Here is a 2,145-nt window from a genome sequence, read left to right on the forward strand (position 1 = left end):
AACGGTTTTAATGACATTTCAACTCCTCATGTCTTGATCCCATAAATTACACTCACATTAACGGGGCGCGTTTCAACACCACCAACCCTCTCTGCCATGAGGTGATGTTCATGATGCTCTCTGTCATTCAGACCTTCTGTTATAGGCGTTGAATAATATAAAAAATTAGCAAAGGGCTTTAACAGCTTACTTGTAATCTATTTATATCTGTGTAATAATATACATTATGGATAGATTTATTGGGATAGGTAAGGCCGCTCAAGTTTTGGGTGTTTCGATTAGCACTTTGCGCCGTTGGGAAGGTGAAGGCAAAATTATTTCTGAGCATACGGCAGGAGGACACCGCCGTTATGACCTATCCAAGCTTAGACCTGAGCTTTTTCATTCCAGAGAACTGTCACAAAGAAAAACCATTGCTTATGCGCGTGTATCGAGCCATGATCAAAAAGACGATTTAGAGCGACAAAAACAGGTTCTTGAGCTTTATTGCGCAAGCCAAGGTTGGACTTATGAACTCATCTCTGATTTAGGGTCAGGGATGAATTATCGTAAAAAGGGTCTTAAACGTTTATTGGATGCTCTCATTGAAAATGAGATAGGTCGTTTGGTGATTACGCATAAAGATCGTTTATTGCGCTTTGGTGCAGAATTGGTCTTCGCCATTTGTGAAGCCAAACAAGTTGAGGTTGTCATTCTCAATCAGGGGGAAGAAAGCAGTTTTGAAGAAGATTTAGCCAAAGATGTTTTAGAAATTATTACTGTCTTTAGTGCTCGTCTTTATGGAAGTCGTTCGAGAAAAAATCAAAGGTTATTAGAGAATGTTCGTCAAGCTGTAGAGGCATCGCAATGATTGTTGCTCACAAAATAGCTCTAGACTTAAACAATAAACAACGAAGCTACATGGCTCGAGCCAGTGGTTGCGCGCGCTTTGCTTATAATTGGGCACTGAAGGAATGGCAGCAGCAATATGAAGCATGGAAGAAAGATAATAATTTACCAAAGCCTAATGACTATGCGCTACGTAGACAATTCAATTCTCTAAAACGAGAACAATTTCCATGGATAATGGAAGTCACTAAAAATGCTCCACAAATGGCAATTATTCAATTGGGTATGGCTTTTAAGAATTTCTTTTCAGGAAGAAGCCGATATCCCACTTTGAGAAAGAAAGGAGTGCACGATCGTTTTACTTTAACCAATGATCAAGTACAGTTGCAAGGTTCCAAGATAAGAATTCCCAAACTTGGTTGGGTTCGTCTGCGAGAACAATTGCGATTTCAAGGAAAGATCTTGTCAGTAACCATTAGCCGTAAAGCGGATCGGTGGTTTGTAAGTCTTAGCGTTGAAACCAATAATCAAGAGCCACTGAGCGAGAACCAAGCTATTGTTGGTCTTGATTTGGGCGTCAATGCACTTGCAACGCTTTCGACAGGAGAAACCATAAGAAGCGTTAAACCTTATAAGGCTTTGCTAAATCGTTTACGGCGCTTATCACGAAGGCTAAGCCGTAAGCAAAAAGGCTCGAGCAATCGTTATAAGGAGAAACAAAAACTCGCTAAGCTTCATGCACGGATAAGTAATATCAGAACAGATCATTTGCATAAGGTTACAACAGATTTAATTCAGCGTTTTGGTACATTTTGTCTGGAAGATCTTCATGTAAAAGGCTTGCTGAAAAATAAGCATTTATCGCGTGCCCTTGCAGATCAAAGTTTTTTCGAGTTTCGCCGTCAATTGGAATATAAGGCGGCACGTTATGGTCGACAGATTGTTATTGCAGATCGTTGGTATGCGAGCAGTAAGATCTGCCATCATTGCGGATGTAAGATTGAACAATTGCCTCTTAACATACGTGAGTGGAGATGTTCTCATTGTGGTACACACCATGATCGAGACATTAATGCCGCGATTAATTTAAAAAACTTGGCGGTGAGTTCCACCGTATCAGCCTGTGGAGAGGAAGGCTCTGGCCAATGTCCTGTGACTTTGGTGAAACCAGCCTCAAAGAAGCAGGAAATCAACAGTATATTTAATCAGAAATGATCACATTTACATAAGTTTGATAGAACGGAAAGGCAAGCTTATGGTGCACGCGTATATCCTCTGCCCGCACACCCAAACGTTCAGCAAGCTTCAACCTTTGCT

At 40.8% G+C, this 2,145-nt stretch carries 2 protein-coding genes and 1 pseudogene; 2 read left to right on the forward strand and 1 reads right to left on the reverse strand.

All coding sequences use genetic code 11. From position 1 onward, the window contains the following. Positions 1 to 26: 26 nt before the first annotated feature. Positions 27 to 176: pseudogene (locus ACFIJL_RS09155) on the reverse strand (phage tail protein); the annotation flags it as partial. A gap of 50 nt (positions 177 to 226) precedes the next feature. Here ACFIJL_RS09155 and ACFIJL_RS09160 point away from each other — a divergent pair. Continuing rightward, a complete protein-coding gene (locus tag ACFIJL_RS09160; RefSeq protein WP_375624374.1) occupies positions 227 to 850 on the forward strand; it encodes an IS607 family transposase in 624 nt (207 codons plus the stop codon). After that, positions 847 to 2,043 (forward strand): RNA-guided endonuclease InsQ/TnpB family protein, encoded by a 1,197-nt coding sequence (locus ACFIJL_RS09165; protein ID WP_375624376.1) that lies wholly within the window; start codon positions 847 to 849, stop codon positions 2,041 to 2,043. Before ACFIJL_RS09160 ends, ACFIJL_RS09165 begins: the two co-directional genes overlap by 4 nt. Positions 2,044 to 2,145: the final 102 nt, after the last annotated feature.

The organism is Bartonella sp. TT119HLJHH, from assembly GCF_042193385.1.
Classification (GTDB): Bacteria; Pseudomonadota; Alphaproteobacteria; order Rhizobiales; family Rhizobiaceae; genus Bartonella.